At 39.5% G+C, this 21,744-nt stretch carries 11 protein-coding genes, 1 tRNA gene and 1 pseudogene; 6 read left to right on the forward strand and 7 right to left on the reverse strand.

Going from position 1 to position 21,744, the window contains the following annotated elements:
• Positions 1-145 precede the first annotated feature (145 nt).
• Positions 146-1,155: pseudogene (locus tag DV415_RS02190) on the forward strand (IS3 family transposase); the annotation flags it as partial.
• Positions 1,156-1,269: 114 nt separating this feature from the next.
• Here the strand turns inward: DV415_RS02190 and DV415_RS02195 are convergent.
• The 3 genes from DV415_RS02195 to DV415_RS02205 form a co-directional block, all read right to left on the reverse strand.
• A complete protein-coding gene (locus tag DV415_RS02195; RefSeq protein WP_118790697.1) occupies positions 1,270-2,511 on the reverse strand; it encodes a hypothetical protein in 1,242 nt (413 codons plus the stop codon).
• Between the two features lie 56 nt (positions 2,512-2,567).
• Positions 2,568-3,707, reverse strand: a complete 1,140-nt coding sequence (locus tag DV415_RS02200; RefSeq protein WP_118790695.1) for a DUF2827 family protein — start codon at positions 3,705-3,707, stop codon at positions 2,568-2,570.
• Between the two features lie 131 nt (positions 3,708-3,838).
• Positions 3,839-9,898 carry a hypothetical protein gene (locus DV415_RS02205; protein WP_118794392.1) on the reverse strand — a complete coding sequence of 2,020 codons (6,060 nt, stop codon included), beginning with the start codon at positions 9,896-9,898 and terminating at the stop codon, positions 3,839-3,841.
• A gap of 271 nt (positions 9,899-10,169) precedes the next feature.
• Here DV415_RS02205 and DV415_RS02210 point away from each other — a divergent pair.
• Both DV415_RS02210 and uvrB read left to right on the forward strand, forming a co-directional pair.
• Positions 10,170-10,245: transfer RNA gene (locus DV415_RS02210), tRNA-Asn, on the forward strand.
• Positions 10,246-10,663: 418 nt separating this feature from the next.
• The gene (gene uvrB, locus DV415_RS02215; protein ID WP_118791615.1) at positions 10,664-12,703 is read left to right on the forward strand and encodes an excinuclease ABC subunit UvrB; all 2,040 of its coding nucleotides are present in this window, start codon (positions 10,664-10,666) and stop codon (positions 12,701-12,703) included.
• A gap of 29 nt (positions 12,704-12,732) precedes the next feature.
• On the opposite strand, the gene DV415_RS02220 is transcribed toward uvrB, so the two are convergent.
• Both DV415_RS02220 and DV415_RS02225 read right to left on the reverse strand, forming a co-directional pair.
• Entirely contained in the window at positions 12,733-14,658 is a 1,926-nt protein-coding gene (locus DV415_RS02220) for an LTA synthase family protein (RefSeq protein ID WP_118791616.1), read from the reverse strand.
• A 273-nt stretch (positions 14,659-14,931) separates the two neighbouring features.
• Complete coding sequence (locus DV415_RS02225; protein WP_118791617.1) at positions 14,932-17,202, reverse strand: NADP-dependent malic enzyme; 2,271 nt, start codon at positions 17,200-17,202, stop codon at positions 14,932-14,934.
• A gap of 197 nt (positions 17,203-17,399) precedes the next feature.
• On the opposite strand from DV415_RS02225, the gene DV415_RS02230 reads away from it, so the two are divergent.
• The 3 genes from DV415_RS02230 to DV415_RS02240 all read left to right on the forward strand — a co-directional run bounded on the left by DV415_RS02230 (position 17,400) and on the right by DV415_RS02240 (position 20,013).
• The gene (locus DV415_RS02230) at positions 17,400-18,020 is read left to right on the forward strand and encodes a DUF1919 domain-containing protein (protein WP_118791618.1); all 621 of its coding nucleotides are present in this window, start codon (positions 17,400-17,402) and stop codon (positions 18,018-18,020) included.
• A 90-nt stretch (positions 18,021-18,110) separates the two neighbouring features.
• Positions 18,111-18,809: a 16S rRNA pseudouridine(516) synthase RsuA gene (gene rsuA / locus DV415_RS02235; RefSeq protein ID WP_118791619.1), complete on the forward strand. Its 699-nt coding sequence runs from the start codon at positions 18,111-18,113 to the stop codon at positions 18,807-18,809.
• A 1-nt stretch (position 18,810) separates the two neighbouring features.
• Positions 18,811-20,013, forward strand: coding sequence for a Bcr/CflA family multidrug efflux MFS transporter (locus DV415_RS02240; protein WP_118791620.1), 1,203 nt, complete (start codon positions 18,811-18,813; stop codon positions 20,011-20,013).
• 50 nt (positions 20,014-20,063) lie between these two features.
• Here the strand turns inward: DV415_RS02240 and DV415_RS02245 are convergent, their stop codons facing one another.
• Entirely contained in the window at positions 20,064-20,930 is an 867-nt protein-coding gene (locus DV415_RS02245) for a DMT family transporter (protein ID WP_118791621.1), read from the reverse strand.
• Positions 20,930-21,730 (reverse strand): hypothetical protein, encoded by an 801-nt coding sequence (locus DV415_RS02250; RefSeq protein ID WP_118791622.1) that lies wholly within the window; start codon positions 21,728-21,730, stop codon positions 20,930-20,932. The genes DV415_RS02245 and DV415_RS02250 overlap by 1 nt, the downstream gene beginning before the upstream one ends.
• Positions 21,731-21,744: the final 14 nt, after the last annotated feature.

A 21,744-nucleotide genomic window follows, 5' to 3' on the forward strand; every position in this document is an offset into this window, starting at 1 on the left:
ATTAGAAATACCTCACAATCCACATATCAATAGCAAAATATATATGTTGGACATATTGAATTAATCTGGCACTTTAAACAATAAAAAATGATCAGCCTCCCAAAAGTTGGACTAAATAACCAACTAACTAAGGTGCAGATTTTTTATGAGCAAATACAATTTTCTTTTCAAACAACAAACCATAGAATTTTATCTTCAAAATAGTAAAAATCGTTCACTTACCCGCAGGCATTTTCAACTTACCAGCAGAACATTACGACATTAGATTAACCAATTTAATCATAGTGGAATCAATGGATTAGCTGTGCTGGGTAAGAAGCGAAATTACTCACCTGAATTTACACTTAACGTGATACAAGAGCTTAAAAATGGGCCATTTTCTGTAGAAGCCGCTTGCTTACATTTTGGCATTGCCAATTCAGGCGTTGTTAGTCAATGGTTTCAAGCCTTTGAAAAACAAGGTATAAACGGCTTAATCCCCAAACCTAAAGGTCGTCCAACCATGAAACTGAAATACCCTAAGATGCCACCTAAGCCCAAAACTAAAGAAGAACGTTTGAAATATCAGATTTTGAAGCTGGAAGCGGAGAATGCCATTCTAAAAAAGTTGCAAGAGTTCAACCAACAAAAAATGCAGAAAAAGCCACTATCGTAAAGGCATTACGCGTTCATTTTCCGCTTCAAATATTGCTTAATTTAATGGGATTGGCCCGTAGTGTTTTCTTTTACCATTTAAAAGTAAAAAGCGATAAAAATGTAGCAATCTCACAAAAAATTGCTGCTATTTATAACGACAATCACGGAAACTACGGTTATCGCCGTGTGACATTTAAGCTAATAGAAACCATTAAAATTAACCATAAAAAAGTGCAACGTATTATGCAATGGTTGGAGCTTAAAGGAAAATGTAAGACTCAAAAATATCGTTCTTATCAAAGTAAAGTCGGGCATATTGAGGATAATCTGTTACAACGCGATTTTACGGCAACACAACCTAATGAAAAATGGGCAACCGACATTACCGAGTTCAAGTGTGCTGAAGGCAAGCTCTATTTATCCCCTATTAAGGATTTATTTAACAATGAAATTATTGCTTATGATTTAGCGCGAAGCCCGAACTTTGAACAAATCACCCGAATGATGAAACAAGCTGTATGCTGACTTAAGCGGCTTTTTCTCATTGGTTTATTCTAACCTAAATGGGATTTTTAGTCGTTATCTAGTTCAGCCCCAAAGAATTTTATTTTTACTAACTCTTTGCAAAGATAGCTAAATTAAACGCAAATTATCAAAAACCCAGCGAATACGCTTACCTTCAACATCCAATTCTTTAGTACAAAATTGGATTTCCTCATTTGATGCTAAATCAACATAATAAAGTGATTGTAATTCAGGAGAAAACTTATATCCATTCTCACGAATAAAATATGTTGAAAGACATGATCCAAAACCAATTATTTTTTCACAGAAAAATTCTAATCTTACAGAATGATTGTGTGTATTCTTTAGTGCAAATGAACTATCTCCTGACACAGCTATCATTAAACAACCTGTTTTATAAACATCATTAGATTGAGATATAATACTTGAAAAATGTCCTCCATTTGCATTTGCTTGAGTTAATTCTAATGTGAGGTTTTCTTTAGTCGGAAGATAACATGTCAAAGAAGACTTAATTATATTGAAGGTTTTATTCTCTCTCAGGTTAAATTTTTTTCCTTCCTGATGATAATAACTTTCAAATACATAAGGATAAGCTAACATCTTATCATTACGATGATTTCTTGTTATATGTATCCCTTGAACGATTTCCTCTTTAACCCAAAAAGCAAGATTCCCCTCGCTATGTTTTAATTCAATTCCCCAAACAGGCGGGCAATTATATTTTTGATGAATAAAACTTACTTTTTCAGAATCCAGTGCATATAAATTGAATAAAGTAGTATCAACACCATAAATAAGATTTAGATAATTTTTGATATCCAATTGTTCTTCAATATACTGTTTGTATAATAACCAAGCTTCTTTATATCCTAATATTACTCCTACTTGCCATACATATCCATTTTTCGAAACTACAGCATCTATCTTGGCACTAACTGTTTTTTTAAATTTAGATTCAACACAATTATCTAAAAAGGTACAACGCCACGCATCATAAGTTGCATAAAGATTCTTTTCATTTTTAATCTGTTCAAATATATCTAGATGATGAGAAGGAAACCAAATATCACAGTCGTATACTGCAATTTGATCATAGCTATAACTCTGTGCAATATCAGCTGCAGAAATATGTCTATCTAATAACAACTCTTTACAACCATAACTAGGCTTAAAAATTTTGATACTATGCTCTTTTAAACATATTTTCTTAACTTCTGATAAACCATAGTCAATGATACCTATATCACCTGTATAATTAGTTCTTCGCAAACTGAGAATAAAAGGAATTAGATTTTCAAACCATATTTTATTATTATCATCTAGAGCAGTTAAAATTAATCGTTTCATTTTATACACCTTGTTTTTATACGATAAAAGCGTGGTTAAATAACCATAATTATATATTATTCTTCAAATAAGCGCTGAATTTCACGCTCGTAAATAGCAATGTTGATAGGATTACTTGGTAACAAAGTCTCTAAAAATGCATTTGCACGTTTTTGATATTCCTCATGGTTCTTATCATGATTATCAATCACATTTAATAAAACATTAGCACCATGAAATGCATCAAAACCTTCATAATAATATCCAACGCCTTTAGGTAATAGCGTTGAATTATGTACAAATGGATAACCGCCATACAACGCATCATTATAAGCATAATTCAAGCCATTTTCCCATTGATGAGCAAGCACTATATCCGTGTAACGAGACAAGAAATCTGGCATTTGATAACGCCCTTCTACGGTCAGAATTCCATCTTTCAATACCTTCGTTCTCCCAATAAAATTAAACATAATAGGGTGATCTTTTTTATGATAAACATTCGTAATATAAACATGCTTAATTTTATCAGGCGCTTGTCGATAAGCTTGTTCTGCAATTAAAATAGGAGTAAAACAATTTTTGAAAATAAAAATATTTGGCTCAAAGTTCGCAATTCGCCATTTTTTACGATCTTTATTCGGCTTATAGCCAAATTCAATTCCATGCTTTTCTTTTAACCTTTTAATTACAATATCACAAAATGTAGGTGCCCAAATTGCTGGAACAACATGTGCATCACACTCAAACATAATAGAAAAATAAGAGCGGCAAGTATTTTCATTTTGTGGAATTAACCAGATACTATCAAACTTACTTCCATTAAATACACGACCAGCAGGCTGATTAAAAATGAAGTTTTCAATATCCATGATGTAATCAGGCCCCATTTTATAACAAACAACTTTCCCGCCATGTTCATGCATTTTATTACTAAGCGCAGGTTCAATACTAAGAGTCCCTTCAATTAACACATCCAATTCATCAATCACATCATTAATATAAGCAAACTTTAAGTCCAGATCATTCAACATAAACCCATCTGGAGGCGTTGTTCTTTTCTCTGGCCCCCAAGATACTAAAACCACATCATCCACAATGTCGGAATGTTGAAACAAATGATAAAGATGAATGACATTTTGGTTCGCACCATTTGCCCAAATATCTGTAACTTTAGCTTCTAAATTAAATGTAATTCCAATTTTATATTTTTTCATGATATCTCCTGTTTAGGTTTACTATATAAAGAGTTTTACAAGGCATTAAGATTATTTATTTTATATGCAAAGTACATAATAAAATCACTCTGGTTTCCCAGAGTGATTTCCTCATTATGATTTAGAATAGATTACCATTGATAGCCAATTCCACCACCAACAGCATAATCTCCCGAACTGGTCGCAGAGCCGCTTACTTTAAAGTGGATACGGTTGTTATCACTTGATTTGCTCATACCAACAGCCACTGCATTTTGACCTTTAAAGTTACCGATTCCTAAGCCAATCATTGTACCTCCAGCACGGTTTACAGTAGGAATATTAGCCATTGCAACAGCACCAGCAATACCTCCACGAAGTTTCTTATCAGTTTGTTTCAATTCATTACGAACTGAATTTACTGAGTTATCAACATACTGTTTATTTACTGCATCTGTATTGTGAATAGGCGTTGCAACGTTAGTAATACGGCGATTTACAATAGGTTGACCATTTGAACCATCATTACCTACCGATACAGTATCTTTTTCGTTTGCTACAGATCCTTGTCCAATTGCAACTGAATTTTCTGCTTTCGCTTTTGCTCCTTGACCAATTGCTGTCGCATTCTGCGCTGATGCTTGAGAATTGTTTCCTAAAGCTGTTGTGTTTTCACCACTTGCTTTTGAACCGTATCCCATTGCCGTTGCATCCTTACCTTTTGCTTCAGCACTATCACGATTACTGGTGTTATCAGCAGCAAAGGCAGTTTTACCATCTTTACTGATTAAACCAGAATCCTCGATACGTTGAGCAGAGCTTTGTGCTGCTGATGCTGATGAACTTGCCGCCGTTGCAGAGCTATTTGCTGCTGAGGCTGAAGAGCTTGCTGCGGTTGCAGAGCTATTCGCTGCTGAAGCAGAAGAGCTTGCTGCCGTTGCTGAGCTGTTCGCTGCTGATGCAGAAGTGCTTGCCGCGGTTGCTGAGCTATTCGCTGCTGATGCAGATGTGCTTGCTGCTGTTGCTGAGCTGTTTGCTGCTGATGCAGACGTGCTTGCCGCTGTCGCGGAGCTATTTGCTGCTGATGCAGATGTGCTTGCCGCTGTCGCGGAGCTGTTCGCTGCTGAAGCAGAAGTTGACGCTGCGGTTGCGGAGCTATTTGCTGCTGATGCAGATGTGCTTGCTGCGGTTGCTGAGCTATTCGCTGCTGATGCAGAAGTGCTTGCTGCCGTTGCTGAGCTGTTCGCTGCTGATGCAGAAGTGCTTGCTGCGGTTGCTGAGCTGTTCGCTGCTGAAGCAGAGCTTGATGCCGCGGTTGCTGAGCTATTTGCTGCTGATGCAGAAGAACTTGCTGCCGTTGCTGAGCTGCTTGCTGCTGAAGCTGAATCACTCGCTGCGGTTGCAGAGCTGCTTGCTGCAGACGCTGAATCACTCGCTGCTGTCGCTGAGCTGCTTGCTGCAGACGCTGAAGAGCTTGCTGCGGTTGCTGAGCTGTTTGCTGCTGATGCAGACGTTGACGCTGCTGTTGCTGAGCTGTTCGCTGCTGATGCAGACGTGCTTGCCGCTGTTGCTGAGCTGTTCGCTGCTGAAGCAGACGTGCTTGCCGCCGTTGCTGAGCTATTTGCTGCTGATGCAGACGTTGACGCTGCTGTTGCTGAGCTGTTCGCTGCTGATGCAGACGTGCTTGCCGCTGTTGCTGAGCTGTTCGCTGCTGATGCAGATGTGCTTGCAGCGGTTGCGGAGCTATTTGCTGCTGATGCAGACGTTGAAGCTGCCGTTGCGGAGCTATTTGCTGCTGATGCAGACGTTGAAGCTGCTGTCGCAGATGAACCTGCTGCTGAAGCAGACGTTGAAGCTGCCGTTGCTGAACTGTTCGCTGCTGATGCAGAAGTTGAAGCTGCCGTTGCGGAGCTATTTGCTGCTGATGCAGAAGTTGAAGCTGCCGTTGCTGAGCTATTTGCTGCTGATGCAGACGTGCTTGCTGCCGTTGCGGAGCTATTTGCTGCTGATGCAGACGTGCTTGCTGCCGTTGCTGAGCTATTTGCTGCTGATGCAGAAGTTGAAGCCGCCGTTGCTGAGCTATTTGCTGCTGATGCAGACGTTGAAGCTGCGGTTGCTGAGCTATTTGCTGCTGATGCAGATGTACTTGCTGCCGTTGCTGAGCTATTTGCTGCTGATGCAGAAGTTGAAGCCGCCGTTGCAGAGCTGTCCGCTGCTGAAGCAGACGTGCTTGCTGCTGTCGCTGAGCTATTTGCTGCTGATGCAGACGTTGACGCTGCGGTTGCTGAGCTGTTCGCTGCTGAAGCAGACGTTGAAGCTGCGGTTGCTGAGCTATTTGCTGCTGATGCAGATGTGCTTGCTGCCGTTGCAGAGCTATTTGCTGCTGATGCAGAAGTTGAAGCCGCGGTTGCTGAGCTATTTGCTGCTGATGCAGACGTTGAAGCTGCGGTTGCTGAGCTGTTCGCTGCTGATGCAGATGTACTTGCTGCCGTTGCTGAGCTATTTGCTGCTGATGCAGACGTTGAAGCTGCGGTTGCTGAGCTGTTCGCTGCTGATGCAGATGTGCTTGCTGCCGTTGCTGAGCTATTTGCTGCTGATGCAGATGTGCTTGCTGCCGTTGCAGAGCTGTTCGCTGCTGATGCAGATGTGCTTGCCGCCGTTGCTGAGCTATTTGCTGCTGATGCAGACGTTGAAGCTGCGGTTGCAGAGCTGTTCGCTGCCGATGCAGATGTGCTTGCTGCTGTCGCTGAGCTATTTGCTGCTGATGCAGACGTGCTTGCTGCCGTTGCAGAGCTGTTCGCTGCTGATGCAGATGTGCTTGCCGCCGTTGCTGAGCTATTTGCTGCTGAAGCAGACGTTGAAGCTGCCGTTGCTGAACTGTTCGCTGCTGATGCAGAAGTTGATGCTGCCGTTGCTGAGCTGTTCGCTGCTGAAGCAGAGCTTGATGCCGCGGTTGCTGAGCTATTTGCTGCTGATGCAGACGTTGAAGCTGCGGTTGCTGAGCTGTTCGCTGCTGATGCAGATGTGCTTGCCGCCGTTGCTGAGCTATTTGCTGCTGATGCAGACGTTGAAGCTGCGGTTGCAGAGCTGGCCGCTGCTGATGCAGATGTGCTTGCTGCGGTTGCAGATGAGCCTGCTGCAGATGCAGATGTGCTTGCTGCCGTCGCTGAGCTATTCGCTGCTGATGCAGACGTGCTTGCTGCCGTTGCTGAGCTATTTGCTGCTGATGCAGAAGTTGAAGCTGCCGTTGCTGAGCTGGCCGCTGCCGATGCAGAAGTTGAAGCCGCTGTCGCTGAGCTATTTGCTGCTGATGCAGACGTGCTTGCTGCCGTTGCTGAGCTATTTGCTGCCGATGCAGATGTGCTTGCTGCCGTTGCTGAGCTGGCCGCTGCCGATGCAGAAGTTGAAGCCGCTGTCGCTGAGCTATTTGCTGCTGATGCAGACGTGCTTGCTGCAGTTGCTGAGCTTGCTGCTGCTGATGCAGCTGTTTCTGCTCGTGCAACAGATTGATTGATCTCTTGGAGCTTATTAGTTACGGTGGTTGCCGCGGTTTTAGCATCTGCAATTGCTTGTTTAGAATCCTCATTTAATTTGTAAGTTACTGCAGCATTTTCATATGCAACATCTAACCCATCGCCAGCTTTGAAATTAAGCACATTATTAGCATTATTAACTGCTGATGTGCCTTTGTTACTCATAGTTTTAATATCCGAGCCATTTACTTGGAACTTATATTCCGTTTTAGCAATTTCATCGGCAGCTTTGATTACATGATAAAGTTGTGAACCAGTAACTACATCACTAGATGTCTCAGAGATTTCACCAGCTCCAACATTTTGAATCTGGCGTTTAATATTGTCATTACCAAAACTTACAGTGCCATTATCGGTTGCAAGAACGCCTTTAGATAAGGTTGCATCACCAATTTTGATATCACTTACTGTATGTTTGGTCGATGTACTTGAAGATTGACCAATGGCAATATCGCCTGCATTATTTGCTTTTGCACTTTGACCTAATGCAATCCCATTTGCTGCAGACGCTACCACTTGAGCACGATCACCGATACTAATCCCTGTCGCTCCAGCTGTTTTAGCATTGTTACCTAAAGTAACAGAATATGTTGCATTATCTGTTGCTTGCGCGCCATTACCGATAACAATGGAGTAGTCTTTCTCTGCAGTCGCTTTTGCATCACCAATACCACCAATCACAATAGATCTTGAGCCATTGGCTGTTGCTTCTGGACCAATTGCTACAGTTCTATCGCCTCCTGCTGTTGCATATGCACCAATGGCGACAACCCTTTCTTTAGTTGCGCTTGCATTTTGACCAATAACAACAGAATTTTCACGTGCGACGGTTACGTTTGTACCAATACCAACAGAGTTTTCACGTGAAACTGTTGTTTCATTACCTATAGCAATACTATTATCTGAAGCCTTCCATACACCATTAGAAGAATAATTACCCCCTATACTAGCCTTATTACCTAATGCAATCGCATTACTTGCTTGATCTACTTTAGCTAAATTACCAATTGCAATAGCATTATTTGCATTAAGTGTTGTTGCGTCGCTATGTAAAATTTGTGCTCCCGACCCCATAGCAATAGAATCTTTTCCAGCATTTACTGTTGCCTCACGACCAATTGCAATAGAACGTTCAGCTGCAACCACTTGATTTCCCCAGTTATTATTTACATTAGCAAGTGAACCAATTGCAATAGAATCGTTTGCTAATGCATTAGCTCTTACGCCTGAGGTAATAGCCCTGTTTCCTTGTGCTCCAGCTGATTCATGATATGTGCCGTTGTTATTGTTAAACTGATTATCCCAATTTTTAGCTGTAATAATACGATTTTCTGTAACCTTATCCGCATCAGTTTCATTAACATGCGAATATCCCATGATATCTACTTTATCCGCTTTAATTTCATTAAAGTCATCTAATACGGATTTTACACCTGCTGTTTTTGCAACGGTCTTGTTTGCATCTGTGCCAATAGGTTCTGTTATAACAACCTTTGAAATTTTACCATTTGCCTTCTCTGTACTTAGACTAGCTGTTTTAACTTCAATACCTACCGTGCTTTGATTGGTTGAGTCTAAGGTTGTATACACATCTGTGTAGTCACCCGGTTTAAATATAACCGTATGATCATTATTAACGCGCCCTGTTGTCGTGTTAGCTTTTGTTGCATCATCATAATGCCCAATATTCCAACCAGTATAATTTCTCACATAGTAAAGTTGTGAACCGGTTACCGCATCGTTACTGTCAGAAGCAATACGACCTGCAGCCACGTTTTGAATTTGGCGATACATCGTATTATTACCATCTTTGCCACCTACAGAAAGAATAGAAACGGTTGTAGTACCAGAAGAACCATTAACTTGAGTAACTTGTTTATTTTCTATCGCAAATTTATCTGCTATAGTTGGATGATTAACATTAGATTTGATAGTCATCCCTTCTACTTTATTTAATGCAGCATTGTTTATTTTTCTTCCTGCTTCTTTAACCGCATTTAAAGTGTTTTCATTTTGGTTTTGATTGAATGCCTCAACCGCTGTAACGTAGGTATTATTTAAATTATTAATCTGAGCATCAGTATAGCTTTGTCCTAAGCCTTTTGGTGCAATACGAGAGAATGAACCAAGATAGACAGCATCATCATACCCTTGGTATCCCACTCCACTACCTGATGCAGCCCCTAACGCTAATGCATTAAGCCCGATAGATTGTGCCCCGGCACCAATTCCAACTGTATTAAAACCTTGAGTACCACCTTGTCTATAAGTTAACCCCCAAGCGTTAGCATGTCCATAATCAGTGCCAATAACGATACTGTTATTACCAGAGGCAACTAATTTATCGTGTCCAATAGAAATTTGTCTATTACCAACCGCTGCAACTCTATTTCCCTCTTTGGGCTTAGGACCAACTTGTGCACCACCATTATAACCGCCAATAGCAATCCCATAATCGCCATACTTAACAGTTCCATTTTCAGCACCTGTTGCTGCCATTGCCCAGGTTGGATATCCCAAGCAAATTGAGAGTAGAGAAAGTTTTAAAACTGGTTTAACTGATTTAATTGCATTGACCACAGAGTTAGAAGAGGATTTAGCCATGCCTCTAGCTAGTTCAGATACTACTTCTGTTCTTTGTGTTGTTTTATTCCAAATAACTTTAAATATTCGGTTCATTAATAATCCTCAATAAATTAAATTCTACGTGTTAAATACGTTTAGATATATTTATGCCATCTAAGAAAAACGCTGCATTCTGCCATATTAATGGTGATATAACCATTGTTTTTTTGTAAAGATTTGTAAAGATAAGGTGTTAAAAATATGAGAAATATTTAGTTTAAATAGATGATGTGTAAATTGGTTCTAAATTACTATAGTTTTTTGTTGACAAGAGGTTTTCTCCTCATTAAAATGCGCGCCCTGTTCCTTGTGATACAAAGTTTATTCCTCCTTAGTTCAGTCGGTAGAACGGTGGACTGTTAATCCATATGTCGCTGGTTCAAGTCCAGCAGGAGGAGCCAATTTTTCTTTTGGTTTAGAGTTTGTTTGTCTCCTTTTACAAATTCTAAATTAGCAACCAAAAGATTTTGAGCCCATCATGTTGATGGGCTTTATTTTTATCAGAATCCTCTCTTTTTTCTATCCACAGAGCCTGTGGATAACTTTGTGGATTAACTTTTTAAAATTTTGCGGATCCCTTGTTCTTACAAGGATTATTCGATCTTGATTACAGATTAGCCTAAAATTAAATTTTAATTTAAAATCAATAGGTTATATTTTGTCTAGTAAAAAATTAAAGTTTTTTTTATGAATTTGTGACATATTCCTCTTGACATCGCTAAGTCTGTGTAAAACTTAGATTTTTGCCTGATCAATTTTACACATTAAATATGCTAAAATAGACATTATTCAAAACTATGAAAAAACTGACCGCACTTTATGTCTGAAAAAATCAACACAAAACCGTTCATTCTGCATTCCGACTTTCGTCCTTCTGGCGATCAGCCACAAGCTATCGAAAAATTAGCTGAAAACTTAACAGATGGATTGGCACATCAAACTTTGCTCGGTGTAACAGGCTCGGGGAAGACATTTACTATCGCCAATGTAATTGCTCAATTAAATCGCCCCGCAATGTTACTTGCACCAAATAAAACACTTGCCGCCCAGCTTTATGCAGAAATGAAAGCCTTCTTTCCAGAAAATGCGGTGGAATATTTTGTGTCTTACTATGATTATTATCAGCCAGAAGCCTATGTGCCCAGCAGTGATACCTTTATTGAAAAAGATGCATCCATTAATGATCAAATCGAACAAATGCGTCTTTCTGCGACGAAATCTTTTTTAGAACGTCGAGATACCATCGTGGTGGCTTCCGTTTCTGCAATTTATGGTTTGGGCGATCCTGATAGCTATTTACAAATGATGTTGCATTTACAACAAGGTGCCATTATCGATCAACGCCAAATTTTAGCGAAGTTAGCGGAATTGCAATATACCCGTAATGATCAAGCATTTCAGCGTGGAACTTTCCGTGTTCGTGGCGAAATTATTGATATTTTCCCTGCGGAATCCGATGATCGTGCGGTGCGTATTGAATTATTTGATGATGAAATCGAGCGTTTAAGTTTATTTGATCCGCTCACTGGCAGTAGTTTTGGTGCTGTCCCACGTTTTACGATCTATCCTAAAACTCACTATGTGACGCCAAGAGAACGTATTTTAGATGCGATAGAAAACATCAAAAAAGAACTGGTATCACGCCGTGAATACTTCATTAAAGAACACAAACTTCTAGAAGAACAACGAATTAGCCAACGAACCCAATTTGATATTGAAATGATGAATGAATTGGGCTACTGCTCGGGCATTGAAAACTACTCTCGCTATTTATCAGGAAGAAATGAGGGCGAGCCACCACCAACATTATTTGATTATATGCCCTCTGATGCTATTTTAATTATTGATGAATCTCATGTGACGGTGCCTCAAATTGGTGGAATGTATCGTGGCGACCGTTCACGTAAAGAAACCTTAGTAGAATATGGTTTCCGTTTACCGTCCGCCTTGGATAATCGTCCGTTACGCTTTGAGGAATTTGAACGCTTAGCCCCACAAACCATTTATGTTTCCGCAACACCAGGGCCTTATGAATTAGAAAAATCAGGCAGTGAAATCATCGATCAAGTGGTTCGCCCAACTGGTTTGCTTGATCCGCTCATTGAAATTCGTCCAGTCTCAATTCAAGTGGATGATTTACTTTCCGAAGCTCGCCAAAGAGCGGATAAAAATGAGCGCGTTTTAGTGACAACACTCACCAAGAAAATGGCAGAAGATTTAACGGATTATTTAGATGAACACGGGATTAGTGTGCGTTATCTACATTCTGATATTGATACCGTGGAGCGTGTGGAAATTATCCGTGATTTGCGTTTAGGTGAATTTGATGTATTGGTTGGAATTAACTTATTGCGTGAAGGTTTGGATATTCCGGAAGTTTCTCTTGTAGCGATTTTAGATGCAGATAAGGAAGGATTTTTACGTTCTGAACGCTCTTTGATCCAAACCATCGGTCGTGCTGCACGAAACTTAAATGGTAAAGCAATTTTATATGCGGATAGCATCACAAAATCGATGGAAAAAGCTATTACTGAAACCAATCGTCGTCGTGAAAAACAAACAAAATACAATGAAGAACATGGCATTGTGCCACAAGCATTGAATAAGAAAGTCGGTGAATTGTTAGATATTGGGCAAGGTGCAAACCAAAAAGCGAAAGCCAATAAACAACGTGGAAAAATGGCAGCAGAACCAACCGCACTTTATAATGCACCGAAAAATGCCAAAGAATATCAACAACAAATCAAAAAACTGGAACAACAAATGTATAAATTTGCACAAGATTTGGAATTTGAAAAAGCCGCAGCAATTCGCGATCAATTACATCAATTGCGTGAGCAGTTTGTTTTTGAAAACTAAAAAAACGCCAGCTTAAGCTGGCGTTCCGTTTATTTGTTTTCACCTGAAGAATACAAGCGATTTTTATATAAATAACTGCCTAATAAAGCGTGAGCTAATGCCTCTTTTTTCATTGCATCAGGCACCTCTTTTGGCGTTAAAGTTTCTGAAGCTTTATCATAATGATAACCTTGCGCCGCTTTATTTGGCATTTGAATCACCACATCATTATTGCCTTTCATCATTGCTTGAGTTTGATCATATTGCATAAAGGCACGATCTGGGTTTACATCTTGCGTTAAATCAAAGCCAATCATTGGATAATTGCCACTTACGCCTGCTAAAGAAAGCAATGTAGTTGGCATATCAATTTGGCTCACAAGACGGCTATCACGGCGTGGCGTAATGCCATCACCAAGAATCAAAGCTGGAATATGGAAATGCTTAATTGGTACAAGACTTGCTCCGCCTACACGAGAATCGTGATCCGCAACAATTAAGAAAATCGTATCTTTCCAATAATTAGACTGTTTTGCCATTTTAAAGAAATGACCTAACGCATAATCCGCATATTTTGCTGCGTTATTACGAGTGGCTTTTGGTTGCTCATAAAGCTCAATTTTGCCATCTGGATATTCAAATGGATCGTGATTGCTGGAGCTAAACACTAAACTAAAAAACGGTTTACCTTCATTTTGTAATTTCGTGAAAGTTTCATTGGCTTTATCAAATAAATCCTCATCACTCACTCCCCAAGTGCCGGTAAATTTTGGATTCTGATAATCTTGTTGATCCCAAATATCTTTAAAGCCATTGCCATAGAAAAAGCTCGCCATATTGTCGAAGTGCTTTTCGCCACCATAAATAAAGGAAGTGTTATAGCCTTGTTTATGTAATAAATCCGCAATAGTAAAGAAACCACTTTGGGCATTATTAAGTTTTACCACTGCACGAGCCGGCGTTGGCGTAAAACCTGCTGTTGTTGCTTCAATACCACGTACTGAACGTGTGCCTGTTGCATAAAGATTTTCAAATAACCATCCTTCTTTTGCGAGCTGATCCACATTTGGAGAAAGTGGTTTGCCACCGAGTGTACCAATAAACTGAGCGCCGAGACTTTCTTGTAGCAAAATCACGATATTTTTAGGTTTACCCTGATAAGTCGCGACATTTTTCGTTAAAGTTGGGTATTTATCTGAAATGTAATCACTTTCTGGACGGCCACGGCTGGCTTTAACAATACGAAACATTTCATCTGCATCCATTTTTCCGTACATTTCTGAAGATTTTTCTTCATCTTTAAATTGCTGTGCCGCATAAATGACGGAATAGCCCGAATTAAGCACCAAAGAATTCACTAACGCATCAGAAGAAAATGCCACCATAGCAGGATTTATACCACGGTGTTGAAAACTTGAACGCGCCCCAAGGAAGCTCACGACAATCACAAGCAAAGCAATTACAGGGCGAAATTTCCAACTCATTGAACGTAAATTTTTGACTGCCCAACCAGAAATTTTCCAATAAATCACGGCAGCTAAGATCGTGAAAACAAGGCAAAAAATCACCGCACTTAAATGCCCTTCCGCAAGCATTGAAAAAACTTCTTTCGGATAAATCAGGTATTCAATAAATAAACGATTTGGACGGTAATCGTAGGTTTCAATAAAGGCAGGTGTGGCAATTTCCATAAAGATAATGAACACGCTACCAAGGGTTAGCCAAATGCGTAAAATTTTTACCCAAACCTTACTGCTATGGAACAACGTTGTGAGCAATGCAGGTACGCCAAATAAATAACAGAGTGCCACAACATCCATTCGTACGCCTTGCAAAAATAATTGCAACCAGCCATCTACGGCGGATACACGCTCTGATTGCCATACAGCAAGTCCCAAACGGGATAAGGAAAGGATGATGAGATTAATCAACACGAAGGTGAAGATGGGGAATAAAGGGGAATGCGCTTTTTTCATTGTAAAAACCACTAATGCAACGGCATCCAAGCCGTATTAAATTAAAGAAAGATAGGCAACTGTCTATCGGTCGGTTCCTTTTCGACATGACAAAAGTCTTAAAGTGCGGTCAATTTTCGCATAGTTTTACTTAATCTCAAATGTAAACAATATGCCAAATTCTGTGTAGTACTGTTTTAAGTAATCCGATTCAATAAAGATAAAGCCCCAAAAAATCGAGGCTTTGTTAAGTAAACGGCGGAAATTTAATAAAAATTTACCGCACTTTTTCAATTACTCTTGTTGTGCTTTCACCGCAGCATAGGCAATCATATTAATAATACGGCGAACAGACGCCCCTGGATTAAGAATATGCGCAGATTTGTTCATACCCATTAAGATCGGGCCAACAGTAATTGCCGTAGTGGTGCCGCGCAATAGGCTATAACTAATACGTGATGAACTCAAATCAGGGAACACTAATAAATTTGCGCTTCCTTTCAATGGGCTATCAGGCATAACTTCTTTTCTATGAGCTTCATTCATCGCTAAATCGCCACGCATTTCACCATCGATCATTAAGTGCGGATTACGCTCTTTGACGATCTGTAACACTTCTCGCATTTTTGGTGCACCTAATGAATTAGATGAACCAAAATTAGAATGAGAAAGCAATGCAACTGCAGGCTCAATACCGAAACGGTGAATTTCTTCCGCTGCCATTAAGGTAATTTCAGCTAATTCTTCTGTTGTTGGATTACTATTTACGTGAGTATCAGTTAAGAATACGTTACCAGTCGGTAGTACAAGGCTATTTAACGCAGCAGCAGTTTTCACACCGTCTTTTAAGCCTATAATATCGCGAATAGATGCAAGGTGTTTTCCGTATGAACCAAATAAACCACATACTAAAGCGTCTGCATAACCTAAGCTAAGCAATGTAGAAGCTAATACGGTGGTGTTAGAACGAACGACACGTTTTGCGATTGCAGGTGTAATGCCTTTACGTTTCGTAAGTTCGTAGTAATGTTTCCAACATTCTTCATAGCGAGGATTATCTTCGTTATCCACAATTTCAAAATCCACACCCGCAGTTAAACGCAAACCAAGTTTTTTAATTTTTTCTTCAATCACGCTACGGCGACCAATTAAAATTGGATTTGCCAAGCCCATTGAAATTACTTCTTGGGTGGCATGCAATGCTTTATTTTCTTCCCCTTCCGCTAAAATAATGCGTTGTTTTGCCGCTTTTGCTTGGCTGAAAATAGGACGCATAAACAAGCTCGTTTTGTAAACAAACTGAGTTAGTTTTTCAACATAAGCATCCCAATTTTGAATTGGACGAGTTGCCACACCAGATTCCATTGCAGCTTTTGCTACCGCTGGTGCGATACGCACAATTAAGCGAGGATCGAATGGGCGAGGAATCACATAATCTGTACCAAAAGTCGCGCCTTCACCACCGTAAGCTGAAGTTACAACTTCGTTTTGCTCTTCTAATGCAAGGTCAGCGATGGCATAAACTGCCGCACGCTTCATTTCTTCATTAATAGTGGTTGCGCCCACATCTAATGCGCCACGGAAAATAAATGGGAAACAAAGCACGTTATTTACTTGGTTTGGATAATCAGAACGGCCTGTACATACAATCGCATCAGGACGAACCGCTTTCGCTTCTGGCGGGGTAATTTCAGGATTTGGGTTAGCCAAAGCAAGAATAATTGGATGCGCAGCCATGGTTTTTACCATATCTTGTGTAAGCGCACCAGCCGCAGAACAACCTAAGAAAATATCTGCATTTGGAATCGCATCGCCAAGTTTACGCCAGCCATTATCTTCAATTGCATAATCTTTTTTGGTTTGATCCATTTTGTCATCACGACCTTTATATACCACGCCTTTCGAGTCGCAAACCGTGATATTTTCACGTTTCATACCTAAAGAAACCAACAAGTTCAAGCACGCAATAGATGCAGCGCCTGCACCAGATGCCACAAGTCGAACATCTTCAATTTTTTTACCTACAATACGAAGAGAATTGATGATCGCGGCAGCACTGATGATCGCTGTTCCATGTTGGTCATCATGGAATACTGGAATATTCATTCGCTCACGCAATTTTTGTTCAATATAGAAACATTCCGGTGCTTTAATATCTTCTAAATTTACCCCACCGAAAGTCGGCTCTAACGAAGCAATAATATCGACAAGTTTATCGGGATCATGTTCATTCACTTCAATATCAAATACATTGATACCCGCGAATTTTTTGAACAATACGCCCTTTCCTTCCATTACCGGTTTGCCCGCAAGCGCGCCAATATTGCCAAGTCCAAGCACCGCTGTACCATTGGAAATCACCGCCACTAAATTTCCACGTGCTGTATATTTGTAAGAGGCAGCAGGATCTTTTTCAATTTCTAAACAAGGCTCTGCCACACCTGGTGAATAAGCTAAGGCTAAATCGCGTTGTGTTGCGAGTGATTTTGTTGGGGTAACTTCAATTTTTCCAGGAATTGGAAATTCGTGGAAATCTAAGGCTGCTTGACGTAATTGTTCGGTCATAATAAGTGCTCCATTTTCTTGAGACAGGATTGAAATATTGCGTCGATTATATCTGTTTTTTATTCAAAAAATTGTGACGAACTGCAAATTTTCACAACTTTATAACAAAATTTTTTTGATGCGAGGCATTAGCCAGACTTTTCATTTTTCAGCAAAAAAGGTAGGATTTTCGCAACAAAAGCATAAAGGATGAGAAAATGAATCCATTTCAAAAAATCAAAAGTGCGGTGAATAAATACCAAAGATTTTTCATTAATCGCACTCTGCAACGTAAACTAACAAATCAAGGCATGACTGTCATTTCTGCCAATTGCGTGGGTGCTTTTATCTTACATGATTTGCACCAACCGTTTAATTCCCCTTTTGTAAATCTCTATCTCTCGCCACAGGATTTTTTGCGTTATTTACAAAATATGGATTTCTACCGTACTCAACCTCTCACATTCGTACAAACAGAAAAAAGTTATCCAGTAGGAAAACTTGCCGATCTTGAAATTCATTTTATGCACTATCATAGTGAGCAAGAAGCCAATGAAAAATGGCAACTTCGCACGTCACGAATGAATTTAGACAATCTTTTTATTATGATGACAGATCGAGATGGTGTAACCGAAAAAGACATTCAACTTTTTGATCAACTCCCTTTCAAAAATAAAGTGATTTTTACTCACAAGCCCTACCCTGCTTTTAAATCGGCTTATTATATAAAAGACTTCGAGACGCAAAATCAGGTGGGCGATATTTTTGAATTTTCTGGCTGGGATGGGAAAAAATATTACGACCAATTTGATTATGTGAAGTGGTTTAACCAAGCTTAATAGATAAAGGCTGTATTGCAGCCTTTTTTGTTTCGTTCTAAAAGCAAAAACCTGTAAAATGCCTAGCGAATTTTAATAAGAGAAAACATAATGAGATTAGATAAATTTATTGCTGAAAATACGGGCTTAACGCGTTCTCAAGCAACGAAAGCAATCCGTCAAAGTGCGGTAAAAATTAATGGCGAAATTGTCAAAAGTGGTTCAGTACAAATTTCACAAGAAGACGAAATTTATTTTGAAGATGAATTATTAACTTGGGTCGAAGAAGGTCAGTATTTTATGTTGAATAAACCACAAGGCTGTGTTTGTTCTAATGATGACGGCGACTATCCAACAATTTATCAATTTTTCGATTATCCTTTGGCTGGAAAATTACATAGCGCGGGTCGCTTAGATGTAGATACAACAGGCCTCGTATTGCTTACCGATGATGGACAATGGTCACATCGCATCACATCCCCAAAACATCATTGTGAAAAAACCTATTTGGTAACTTTAGCTGATCCCGTAGAAGAAAATTATGCAGCGGCTTGTGCGGAAGGCATTTTATTACGTGGAGAAAAAGAACCCACTAAACCAGCAAAATTAGAAATTTTAGATGATTACAATGTAAATCTAACCATTTCTGAAGGTCGCTATCATCAAGTAAAACGTATGTTTGCCGCACTTAGGAATAAAGTCGTTGGATTACATCGCTGGAAAATTGGTAATGTAGTGTTGGATCAATCCTTAGATGAAGGGGAATACCGCTCATTGACTCAAAGCGAAATTGAAAGTTTGGTAAAATAATATGAATCAACAAAAATCGACTTTCATCTTTATTCTTACCCTCGGCATTCTCTCTATGTTACCGCCTTTTGGCGTGGATATGTATTTGCCGTCTTTTTTAGAAATTGCAAAAGATCTCGAGGTAAGTCCAGAACAAGTACAACATACACTAACCTCTTTTGCCTACGGTATGGCGTTTGGTCAGCTTTTCTGGGGGCCTTTTGGTGATAGTTTCGGACGAAAACCAATTATTTTACTCGGTGTCATTGTAGGCGCACTAACAGCTTTAGTACTCACCGAAATAAATTCAGTCGGAAATTTCACCGCACTTCGTTTTGTGCAAGGTTTCTTTGGTGCCGCACCTATTGTGCTTTCCGGCGCATTATTGCGTGATTTATTTAGTAAAGATCAGCTATCTAAAGTGATGTCCACCATCACATTAGTATTTATGCTTGCACCTTTAGTTGCGCCAATTATTGGTGGTTACATCGTTAAATTTTTCCATTGGCATGCGATTTTTTACGTTATTTCGCTTGTGGGATTATTAGCCGCTGCATTGGTCTTTTTCATCATTCCAGAAACCCATAAAAAAGAAAATCGCATTCCGCTGCGCTTAAATATTATCGCTCGCAATTTCCTTCTGCTTTGGAAGCAAAAAGAAGTGCTTGGCTATATGTTTGCCGCCTCTTTTAGCTTTGGTGGGTTGTTTGCTTTTGTGACGGCAGGATCAATTGTATATATCGGCATTTATGGCGTTCCCGTCGATCAGTTCGGTTATTTCTTTATGATGAATATCGTTACGATGATCTTTGCCTCCTTTTTGAATAGCCGATTTGTCACTAAAGTGGGTGCAGAAACAATGTTACGGATAGCCCTCGCAATTCAATTCCTTTCTGGAATGTGGCTAATTTTGACCGCACTTTTAGATCTCGGTTTTTGGCCAATGGCAATTGGCGTCGCCTTTTTCGTCGGTCCAAATCCAGTGATTTCATCAAATGCAATGGCATCAGCTTTAGAAAGATGTCCTCAAATGGCGGGAACAGCAAATTCTTTGATTGGTAGCGTACGTTTTGCAGTGGGTGCAATTGTGGGAAGTTTAGTTGCGTCAATGAAAATGGATACTGCCGCACCAATGCTCTTTACGATGGGGGCATGTGTCGCGATTTCCGTATTGGCATATTACTTTCTAACCAGCCGAAATCTTAAAAAATCTGAGAGAAAATAAGCTCACAATTCATCATTGTTCCCTCAATGTTAGTGAGGGAACATTAATTTCTAACGTTTCGATCCTAAATAAATCGCAAATAAAGTGAGCAATGCACCAAGCCATTGCCAAGGATTAATTGCTTTATCCAAATAGAAATAATCAATCAACAATGCAGCTATTGGCTCCGTGAGTAACAATAATCCCGTAACACTTAGCGAAAGCAAAGGGATTGAATAAGCAATCATGCCCCAAGCAATACACTGCATTACTGCACCGTAAATGAAAACTAATCCCCAATCATGCCATGTTGTTGGATAAAGATTATTTGAATTGAAAATTAAAGATGGGACAAGCAGCACTAAAGCACCTGTCAAACTGATAATTAACATCAATGGAAATAATGCCGTTTGCTCTTCTTGATGAACTTTTTTCACCATCACCATAGAACCCGCCAACATTACCGCTGAAATTAAACCAATCACAATGCCATAAATTCCGTCAATATTATGCTGTAATTCTTCGACAGAAATGAACGCTACGCCAACTATCGCCAAAAACAAACTTAATATTTGTAGTTTGCTTTGACGTTCTGCAAAAAAGACAAAACCAATGGCAGCCAAACAAAAAATTTGCAAGCTATTTAATAAGGTAGAAATGCCAGGACCTACGGCGTAAATACTTTCATGCCAAAAGGCAAGATCAAACGCTAAAAATACTCCAGAAAGTGCGGCAAAAAATAAGGCTTTTTTACTTTTTGGAAAATGTTGGCGTTTTAGTTTCATTAAAAAATAGAAAATGCCCGATGCAATTAATAATCGCCAAAAAGCAATTGCATAAGCACCGACAGGCACAAACTTAACAATCAAACTACCTAAGCCAAATAAAATACAGCCTACCACCAACATCAAAGAGGCAATATTATTTTGCTTTTCCATTAAGCGAAGACCATCCATAAAGGTAAGCAAACAGCAATAAATAATAGGATAAATAAACTATTAGCAGATAATTTCCACTTTTGGAAACTATGCAGAATCAGAATAGCCGCAATAACAAAATGGCAAACAAAATAAATGATGTAAGCAAAAATACTGTCAGAATTAACCGCACTTTCCATGCCATTTAAAAGTAAAAATAAAAACATTGCCAAAGCATTTAAAGCGAGCAATATAATCATGGCTAAGGGCAACAATGCTATAAAACCTTGTAAACGATTTCGTGCAATAACAAGCGCAAGATTTGCCAAAATCACGCCAGATAAAATCGGTGCAAACGGGTTATATTCAGTAAAATCGTTCGTAGGAAGCACGGTAAAAATCATTAAATAACTCAAGCAACCTAAACCCGCAATTAATGCAGCCATCAATAAAAAGCTATTACGGATTTTTTCAGTTTTTGGTTGTTTCCAAATAAAATACACGACAGAAAGACCACATACGCTCATCACGTTAGTAAGCGTGTGATTATTCTGCAATAAACTTATCACCAACCACACTGCCCAATAAATGGCAAAAGTCAGATTAACTTTGATTAAACGACCACGTTGTCCTGGGCAAATTTCGCCACGATAAAACACCAACAAAGAAATTAACTGTGCAACCAACACGCCTACACCTAAATGAGGTATTGTTTGCTTTTCAGGTTGCAAAGAAAAAATAAATAGATCGATGCCAAGCACCATTGAGATCGATAATACCGCAAGCAATGCCGCGATATATTTAGAAGATTGTTCTGACATAATTTTGACGTCTG

The organism is Haemophilus haemolyticus (assembly GCF_003490595.1).
Taxonomy (GTDB): domain Bacteria; phylum Pseudomonadota; class Gammaproteobacteria; order Enterobacterales; family Pasteurellaceae; genus Haemophilus; species Haemophilus haemolyticus_L.